The organism is Nostoc sp. (assembly GCF_036916655.1).
Classification (GTDB): Bacteria; Cyanobacteriota; Cyanobacteriia; order Cyanobacteriales; family Nostocaceae; genus Nostoc.
Window position 1 is genome coordinate 1 of record NZ_JBALFY010000125.1, and the last position, 8,122, is coordinate 8,122.

At 37.3% G+C, this 8,122-nt stretch carries 7 protein-coding genes and 1 pseudogene; 4 read left to right on the forward strand and 4 right to left on the reverse strand.

Annotated features, from left to right (window positions below):
- Positions 1 to 134 precede the first annotated feature (134 nt).
- Positions 135 to 1,628, reverse strand: coding sequence for an ArnT family glycosyltransferase (locus V7L31_RS32265; protein WP_334700008.1), 1,494 nt, complete (start codon positions 1,626 to 1,628; stop codon positions 135 to 137).
- A 264-nt stretch (positions 1,629 to 1,892) separates the two neighbouring features.
- On the opposite strand from V7L31_RS32265, the gene V7L31_RS32270 reads away from it, so the two are divergent.
- Positions 1,893 to 2,249, forward strand: a complete 357-nt coding sequence (locus V7L31_RS32270; RefSeq protein ID WP_334700009.1) for a hypothetical protein — start codon at positions 1,893 to 1,895, stop codon at positions 2,247 to 2,249.
- Positions 2,250 to 2,331: 82 nt separating this feature from the next.
- Here the strand turns inward: V7L31_RS32270 and V7L31_RS32275 are convergent, their stop codons facing one another.
- Positions 2,332 to 3,990, reverse strand: coding sequence for an ArnT family glycosyltransferase (locus V7L31_RS32275; RefSeq protein WP_334700010.1), 1,659 nt, complete (start codon positions 3,988 to 3,990; stop codon positions 2,332 to 2,334).
- Between the two features lie 277 nt (positions 3,991 to 4,267).
- Between V7L31_RS32275 and V7L31_RS32280 the strand changes: the two genes are divergently transcribed.
- The 3 genes and pseudogenes from V7L31_RS32280 to V7L31_RS32290 all read left to right on the forward strand — a co-directional run bounded on the left by V7L31_RS32280 (position 4,268) and on the right by V7L31_RS32290 (position 7,073).
- A complete protein-coding gene (locus V7L31_RS32280) occupies positions 4,268 to 4,912 on the forward strand; it encodes a class I SAM-dependent methyltransferase (protein WP_334700011.1) in 645 nt (214 codons plus the stop codon).
- Positions 4,913 to 5,023: 111 nt separating this feature from the next.
- A complete protein-coding gene (locus V7L31_RS32285; RefSeq protein ID WP_334700012.1) occupies positions 5,024 to 5,479 on the forward strand; it encodes an EVE domain-containing protein in 456 nt (151 codons plus the stop codon).
- 343 nt (positions 5,480 to 5,822) lie between these two features.
- Positions 5,823 to 7,073: pseudogene (locus V7L31_RS32290) on the forward strand (IS4 family transposase).
- A gap of 243 nt (positions 7,074 to 7,316) precedes the next feature.
- On the opposite strand, the gene V7L31_RS32295 reads toward V7L31_RS32290, so the two are convergent.
- Together V7L31_RS32295 and V7L31_RS32300 are read right to left on the reverse strand one after the other, a co-directional pair.
- Positions 7,317 to 7,514 carry a hypothetical protein gene (locus V7L31_RS32295; RefSeq protein WP_334700013.1) on the reverse strand — a complete coding sequence of 66 codons (198 nt, stop codon included), beginning with the start codon at positions 7,512 to 7,514 and terminating at the stop codon, positions 7,317 to 7,319.
- Positions 7,514 to 8,041 (reverse strand): hypothetical protein, encoded by a 528-nt coding sequence (locus V7L31_RS32300; RefSeq protein ID WP_334700014.1) that lies wholly within the window; start codon positions 8,039 to 8,041, stop codon positions 7,514 to 7,516. The genes V7L31_RS32295 and V7L31_RS32300 overlap by 1 nt, the downstream gene beginning before the upstream one ends.
- Positions 8,042 to 8,122 lie beyond the last annotated feature (81 nt).

Genomic DNA, 8,122 nt, shown 5'->3' on the forward strand with positions numbered 1-8,122 from the left:
TATACCTATTTGCCTAAAAAACCTTCGATTGATATTTACCCAAAAGATTTACCTGCACTACCTCCTGCCATTTTTTAGTTCCGTCGAACTCACGTAATTTAAATGTGGGGCAGCTTAATATTTATCTGTTGAACTCACATTAATTTAGCGATAAAGTTCACACCATCTTTGAGGATATTAGGATATTTATTGAGAATATTATTAATTGCTTGCTTTTGATTGTCATTGACAACTAAATTATAGCTTTCTACAAAATTAAAGCTGCCCACCAGATACTTGGCTCCAAATTTTGCTCTAGATAAGATATATTCTTCTGTTACATCGCTATGGTTAATCAGCCATCCCTTACGATGTGATAAATAAAGTAAGGTTGGGTCACTACCAGTACTAGAAATTATCAGTGAATATGCTTCAGTATTTTGTTTTACTTGTTGTGATAGTTGAAGAACAGCAGATTTATCTATTCTTTCCTTAAACATATAGTCAATAATATAGATTGTAGAGCTAGCAGTTAAAGTTAGACATAAACACAATACTAAAGCTTTTCTATTTTTATTATTAATTTTCTGAGCATTTTTATCCCAGTAATGACTACAAGCTTTACCAATGAATATCACTCCTGGAAGCATAAATGGAAGTTGATAATATTCATGCACTAAGCTAGTTACAGGTACTAAAATACAAGTTAAGATTACTGAAATTAACCAAATATCTAACACATACTCCCTCTGATTCTTTCGATTAATAAATAATCCTAATATAAATATGGGGAAACCAAAAATAGCAAAATGTCTCACAGCAGTTCTAAATACTATTTCTGTCCAAAAATGTAAGGTGAGGATAATATTGTAGTTATATCTATTTGTTGAGCCTGACCAAAAACCAAAAGTATTACCATACTCTAAAAATAATTGATGAGCATGGTAATACCATAGAGCTACAGATGCCAATATAAATATGCTATAAATCCACAAAGATATTTGAGAAAAAACTCTGATACCGAATTTAGTCCATGCTAAGTAAAAAAGTGGTATTCCTAAATATATTATTGGCAAAACTTTAATTAGACTAGCCAAGGCGACAAATATACCTGATAATATTAAATCTTGCAATTTTTGTGAATCCAGCCAATTAGTAAAATAGTAGATGCCGATAACTGAACACATCAAGAGCATAGACTCTGGCTGAAAAGTTCTACTATAATAAGTATTTAAAGGTAGTATGACAAAAAATAAGCAAGACCAAAATGCAATTTTTTTATCTAAAAGTTTCAGAATAAGTTTATATAGGAAATAGAGAGCTAACAAAAAAAAGATAATTGATAAGAATCTGCCCCAGAATTCCGAAACTCCAAAAACCCTGTAAATAAGAGCAACAATAAATGAATAAATTGGAAATTCAGTTTCACAATAACCAGGTGAATTTCCTCCCCAATCAATTTGAGGATAAAAAAAGTTAAAACCATTCTCATAAAAATTTCTGGACATTGCTGCTGTATCTGACTGCCGCCACGAATGAATGCCGATAATTGGCGAATTAATGTTGTAAATTCTGATGGTTATAGCTAAAACGATCAGGAAAAGTACAGGTGAGTTTTGAAATATTTTTTGAATTAGATGATTTGGCATATCACTTTCATACCCAAAAGTTTGGTAATCTTAGAATAGGGTTATCAGCGAATAAAAACGCTTTATATCTAATTAGCCTACCCAATAGTTGTTGCCCGCCCGGTTGCCCCTATCATTGATGCACTAGCCTTAAGCCAGAAATTAGGAGACACCCATAAAGAAATTCTCGTGTCTTTAGACTATCAAGATGGTCTGCCACTTGCTTATATAATAAACTGCAAGGTTAAATTTTCTCATTAATTTATTCAGAGATAGACGCTTGCAATGCTAATTTTACAATTACAAAAACTTTTAACAACACCTATTACTCAAACAAATAGACGCAAGCAATCTAGATTGAGTATCATTTTTTGGTACAGCCTAAGCCTAACTTTTGCTCTTGGTTATATTCTTATAGGGGTGCAAAAAGCTTTCAGCAGCCAATATATTGTCAGCGACGATGCACGAGAATATATTTCTTGGATGTATCGTTACTTGAACCCAGATTTATTTCCTGGGGATTTAATCGCTGATTATTTCCAGTCAGTGACACCAATTGGATATGGTATTCTTTATAAAACCGACAATTACTGCTGCTGTTGCGATAACTATGCCAGAGTACTGGGATGGAGGAAGATTTAGCTATTTTAGTCATAATATTATTAGTTATTGGTTTTTTGATAGAGATAGCGGTTTTCTTGCTTTAATTGCACCTCCTCCTCTCTTAAGAAAGAATTTGAATTAATAGGTACTCTTTGAGCGTAGCTAGAATGCGGTAAGGTCGAGATAATGTAGAGGACTCGTTAGCATAGATTAAAACATAGCTTAAAGCTGGTAATTGGGAGATAGAAGCTACCTGTCGGGGGCGACTAGAAAGATAAAAATTAAGCAGTACCTTGGTTTTATCGTCTATTTGCACAAAGTAAACAGGATTAGATTGGATAATTGAAGCGATCGCAGGTTGTTGTAAAAAAGTTCTCAAAACAAGATTATAATCGCTCAACAGACCTACACTACCCATCGCCGCCAAAGCTAGCCAACAGGGAATTAACCAACCTGCAATCCAGTAACGAGTTGTGAGAAACTTTTTGCCAAAGTGGTAACGGCCAATCCACACCACAGGCAAAACTAACCAACCCAAGCCCATAGCCAAGCCAATAGTTGCATACTTGTGGATGTCAGAACTACCCCAACTCAGAATGACAATACTGGCTATTACAAGTAAAACGCCTAATCCACCAAAACCATAGCTCAAATTTCGGGGAAAATTCTTCTTTGCAAAAATATTTAATAGATTTATTTTCTCCTTTTTAAGAGGTAATTGTAAGTGCGTTTCTCTTTGATAAATATTGCCTAACCAGTTCAAACCTACAGATGCGAACAAAGCTATAAACGGGTAAATACAAAGACTATAGTGAGAGAAGCGAGTACTAAAAAAACTAAGTTCTCCAAATAAGACGAGTGGAAAGCCAACTAATATCAAATGGTAACGCTCAATAGGACGATGAACAGTCAACAATAAACCTAAAATTCCGAAAAAAGCCCAAGGAAATGCTTTTAAAAGAATATTCCATATATAGAAAAACGGCCCATTATTATAATGGTCATTAGAACCTTGGTACACAACAAATTTAAACAACTCCTCAAAACTTTGATTTCCGTAGTGTAACCAGCTTAACCACAGCCAAACACAGGTAGGTATTAAACCTACAAAAAAACCTAAATACAAAAATGGGTTAGTAAGATGACGATGACGGCGATGTTCCCAAATTAGATAAGGCAATAAAGCTATAATTGGCAAAAAAATCATAAAGCTTCTAACTAAAAAGCCTAAACCTAAGCTTAAACCAGCTATAAAACTCCAAAAATAATCATATTTAGGATGTAGTTCGGTTTTTATTAAAGACCAAATAGCTAAAAGAACTAACAAAACCATCGGGACATCAGGTGTACTTAAGCGGCAGTATTGCAACCAGAGAAATTCTAGACTTAAAATTACAGTAGCTAGCCAAGCTAATTTTTTGCCTAGCATAATTTTGCCAATTTCATACACAAGTAATAAGCTAAAAATGCCAGCAATCATACTAGGAAGACGCGCAGTAGTTTCACTGATACCAAAAACTTTGTAGAAGCTGGCGATTAACCAATAAGGCCCGGGGGTTTTATGATGTGCTTTGTCCCAAGGAGCTATCCAATTGCCAGAATCAAACATCAGACGTGCGCGTGATGCGTAAAGCCCTTCATCGTGTGCTATCAAACTATTATGCCCAGAAGTAAATAGTAATAAGGGCAGTATCAAAACTAACAAACTAAAATAGGGTAATAATCCGACTAGGCGGATTTGTCGCCAAATATGCTGCAAGAAGTTTAGTTTATAGAACATTTACTAATTCGTAATTCGTAATGACGTGACGTTCAACTTATTTATCCACGGGAGTACGGGGACTCACTAACGGGATGAAAAAATTAGTAAGAATAAAAGACCTCTCTCTATAATTCGCTCCATTCTGCATGGAGATTTAGACCCAGATGGATAAAGTAGATTACGAATTACAAATTGTGATGTGTCCTGTTGTTATTAAAATATCTTACATAGGGATTGTTGAAAAATACCTACAATTGCCGTATTTTTCCGAAGAAGTTCTCCAAAACAGAGATTTATGCAGTTAAGACCGAATCAACGCCTGAAGTTAGATGACAAAGACGATAAGCTATTTTACGCCTATCCGCGCTTTGTCACCCATGTAGATCAAGGATTTATTCAACAGCTAACAGATTTATATAGCGATCACCTCAAACCCAACACTCGCATTTTTGATATGATGAGCAGTTGGGTGTCTCATCTGCCTAAAGAGATGCAGTTTGAGTATGTAGAAGGACATGGACTTAATGCTGAGGAATTGGCGCGAAATCCCCGCTTAAATCATTACTTTGTGCAAAATCTTAACGAAAATCCGCAGCTACCTTTACCAGATGAAAATTTTGATGCTGTTCTCAATTGCGTATCTGTGCAATATATGCAATATCCAGAAGCAATATTTTCTGAAATTTACCGTATATTGAAACCTGGTGGTGTCGCAATTATCAGCTTTTCTAACCGGATGTTTTTTGAAAAAGCAATTCAAGCTTGGCGGGAGGCTTCTGAAGCACAGCGAGTGGAATTAATCAAAGCCTATTTTGCCTCAGTTTCAGGATTTACAACCCCAGAAGTTATAGCTCACAAGTCAACATTATCCAATTTATTACAATGGTTAGGTGCAGCTGGAGGAGATCCATTTTATGCTGTTATAGCTTACCGCAGTTAAGCGAAATAGTCATTATTACAAGTTGACACAAATCTAGCTATTATTTCACACAAGGGGCTTAATACCCTTGTTTGAAAATCATTGTTATTTGTATATTCATAACGTGTGTAGATGAATTATTGGCTAATGAAATCAGAACCAGAATCCTATAGTATTACTGACCTTAAACAGCAAAATCAGACTATCTGGGATGGTGTTCGCAATTATCAAGCTCGCAACTTTTTACGTCTTATGCATGAAGGAGACTTAGCTTTTTTCTATCATTCAAACACTAATACTCCTGGGATTGCTGGGTTAATGCGTGTGGTGAAAAAAAATATTTCTGACCCGACACAGTTTGAGCCAGAAAGTCAATACTACGACCCCAAATCAACTTCTGAATCCCCTCGCTGGCAAACAGTTTTAGTAGAATTTGTTGAGACTTTTTCTAACCCAATCTCGCTATCAATACTCAAGGAAAAATTTAGCCCTGAAGAGTTAATCTTAGTAAGGCAAGGAAATCGATTATCGGTGATGCCTGTCTCTGAAGCTGTGGCTTTGAAGATTATGGCGATGAAAACCTCCTAAATAAGTAGGTGTAATAATTCAAAGTTTATAGTAAAAGCTTTAGTCATTAAAATAGAACTAAATGCAATATATAGGAATCTTATTTGATTTTTGAACAAAATTAGGTATTGTAGGGTGCGTTAAGAATTGCGTTTTTAACGCACCAAACCCTTGATGATGGTGCGTTACGCTGTCGCTAACATACCCTACGCATCTTTTCATAAATCAAATCGGATTCCTATATTGTTTATTTACTTAAATTTACATCCATTGCACAGGATCTAATTTATAGTACAATACGGTTCAGTTAAGCCTCAAAGCGTTGTAAACTGGGTATTGTTTCCGAAAATTGAAATCAAGTAAGGTGCATCTCAAAGAATTCTCATTGATGTCTTCCAAGATACAAAGTACTGGGATATTCAAAGCAATAGAAGCAGCTATCCCAGCAACTTTAATTGAACAAGCGATAAGCCTACGGCATGGCTTCGCTTACCGCTAAAACTAAAGTAGAAGAGGAACGTCATCGTTCGTTACCAGCACATCTGGTGATTTGTCTAATAATAGCAATGAGCCTGTGGTCAAGGGATTCAATGCGGGATGTGCTAAAAAATCTCATTGATGGTCTTTCAGAGGCATGGGTAAAAGTTGGTAAATATTGGCGGATTCCATGTAAATCAGCTATCACCCAAGCCAGACAGCGACTAGGTGCGGGGGTAATGAGGCAATTGTTTCATCAGTTGGTACGACCAATGGCAAACAGTGAAACAATTGGAGGTTTTTTAAACGGACTGCGAATTGTAGTGATTGATGGAACTTGCTTAGATATCCCAGATAGTGATGAAAATGCAAGAGTTTTTGGTCGTCCTGGTAGTCGTCCTGGTACACGAGCGGCATTTCCCAAAGTTAGATTAGTTATTTTAGTAGAGGCAGGGACACATTTAATTTTTGATGCATTAATGTGCCCATATAAAATTGGAGAGCGAGTTAGGTCACTAAAATTATTACGCTCGGTAACATCCTCCATGTTGTTAATGTGGGATAGGGGCTTGCATTCCTACGCGATGGTGCAAGCAACAGTAAGTAAGGGTTGTGATTATTTAGGAAGAATTCCTGCCAATGTTAAATTTTTAAATGAAGAAGCTTTAGAAGATGGTTCGTATTTAAGTTATATTTATCCACCTGGGAAATTGAGAAAAAAGGTTTTCAACCAATACAAGTACGAGTCATTGAGTACACAATTGAGAATCCTGATAACCCAAAAGAACCAATCAAATACCGTTTAATTACGAGCTTATTGGACATTGAAAAATTCCCAGCCCAGTTGCTAGCTTGTGAATATCATCAACGTTGGGAAGTCGAGAATACGATTGATGAACTTAAAGTACATCTTTTAGGACGAAAAACTCATATTCGTTCTCAAAAACCACGAGAGGTAGTGCAAGAAGTTTACGGTTTATTATTAGGACATTGGGCTATCCGGTCGTTAATTTTTCAAGCTGCTACTAGTGCAGAAGTTGCACCCTTGCGTCTAAGTTTCACAGGAACATTACGAGTTGTTCGTCGTGCCCTCCCCAAATTTCAGCGTTTACAATCACAAGAACTCCCCTTTTTTTGAGTTGGTTAACTGTGGAAATTCTCGACCAAGTTTTACCTGAAAGGGTTCATAGAAACAATCCAAGGGTTGTGAAAAAGCCTGTATCAAAATTTCGCTCTAAAAAAGTTAAACACAGAGGCGCTGGAACAATAACTAATCCTCCTGTGTTTGTTGTTTCAAGCACTGCATAGGCTTAACTGAACCGTATTGCTTTATATTTACTATGTTTTGCATCAGCCAATCCTAAAGGAGCGCCAACAGCAATTAAAATTGCACAGCATATATTAGAGGGATGAAGTAGCGATCGCCTCTTATTCCACCACGCCCAAGACTGCCAAAATTTCCTGCACTGCTGCTTTTTCTTGCTCCATCTGCTGAGTTCAATTTAGTAACCACTTTGGGATATATCGCCTTCGCTCCAAAACACAAGCGTGATAGTACATCTGCTGGTAATTCTCGCATCAGCCGCCAGTTTCTAACTCCAACAAACTCAACACTTTCGCTTCCAAGTGGGTCAAATAACTCCGCTTCAGCTTCCCCAACGATTCCAAAAACCTCTGCACCGACTCCTCCAACTCACTCGAATACACCCGACTGATGCGATCGCTAATCTCCTGAACCTGCTCACACTCGGCAGGCAGGTAGTTGAAGTACTTCAGATGCTGCAACCCAACGGTGTACTCGCCATCCCAGGTTTTGACAGTACAGCTGAATTCGCTCACATGGTTAACGATACCCCAACACCCACCCTTGCCTCTGAGTTCCGGGTTGTCTTTGACTACGATTTGGCACACTTCGCCGATTTGGTAAGTGTTCGGTACTTGGGTTCTCTCCATGATCCTTTGCACCACATCTTTGACGATTCTACCAGTCGGCACTTTACCACCAGCAAGTTCTACTGCTTTTAGCCACACCTCCTGCTGTTCCTGGGGTTCAAGCTTTGTCATGGGTCGAACTTGCCCCTCTGCTGTCGGCAATTTGTGATCCATTGGTTATATACACCACAACGTCCACAACGTTTATCAGGCAAGCGTTTGACGTTGTGTGTAGTTTACACAACGTTTTCCTAG